A 999-nucleotide genomic window follows, 5' to 3' on the forward strand; every position below is an offset into this window, starting at 1 on the left:
CGCGCCGCCGCGCCTTGCCCTCAATTGCTCGCGCACCCGCGCCACAGGCGTGGTGTAACCGCACACCGGGCAGGTGGCCGAGCCGCGCTTTACCGTGCCGTCGAATGGCGGATTTTTGATTTCGGATTTTGGATTGCCGATTTCTGATTGCGGATACCACCTGCCGTTGCGCTTCTGGATGATTTCAAAATCAACGCGCTTGCGGTTCTTGTCCGGCACGAGGCGCAGCGCCACGGAGCGCTCGTCCCTCTTTGCCAGCCACAGGCTGCGCATCAGCGGCACTTCCGCGCCGCAGCCCGGCCCCTCACAGCGGATCGTCCGCGCCCACAGGTAGGCAATCGGCGTGCTGCCGTCCGGGTCCTTCGGGTAAAACTCGGCCAGCTCCTTCTCCGCCCGTTCCTTGATCCAGTTCCCCCAATACCGCACCGCCTCCGCCAGCCCCTTCAATACCACCTCTTCCCCGTTCTCATTCCGCACTCTGCATTCCGCGTCCCCATACTTCGGGATGTATTCCAGCACCACCTTGTTGAGCAGCACCGCCACCGGGTTGAGGTCGGAGGCGAACGCATCCGCGCCGATGCGCAGGGCTTCGAGCGGGATCGAGCCGCCCCCGGCGAACGGGTCCACCACGAGCGGGCGCGGAAGATGGGAGATTTGCGATTGAAGACTCTGGATTGCGGATTGGGGGTTGCTCCAGTCGAGGGACGGCAATTGAAAGCCCGGATCGGTCAGGGCGAGGTGGGCGATGTGCGTCAACAGCCGCGCCGTTTCGAGATAGGCGGGGACGGTCGAGTTATCCCAGTTTGCAAAGTCGCCGATGAAGTCCAATAGGGCGTAGCGCAGGACGTTGAGGTGGTTGGACTGGCTCAGGTCGAACGCGGCATCTTGACGGGCGAGCGTGTTCCAGCGCCCGAAGGCGGTGGGCGAGCAGGACTCGGCCAGTTTGCGGTCGCTCACCACCCTGCGGGCAAAGGCGGTGATGAGTTGGGCGGCGGCCTC

At 64.3% G+C, this 999-nt stretch carries 1 protein-coding gene; it reads right to left on the bottom strand.

The window, feature by feature from the left end; all coding sequences use genetic code 11:
* Positions 1-999 (bottom strand): DNA adenine methylase (locus NZU74_20140; protein ID MCS6883640.1); only part of this gene is annotated, 999 nt, incomplete at both ends.

The organism is Chloroflexaceae bacterium, assembly GCA_025057155.1.
Classification (GTDB): Bacteria; Chloroflexota; Chloroflexia; order Chloroflexales; family Chloroflexaceae; genus JACAEO01.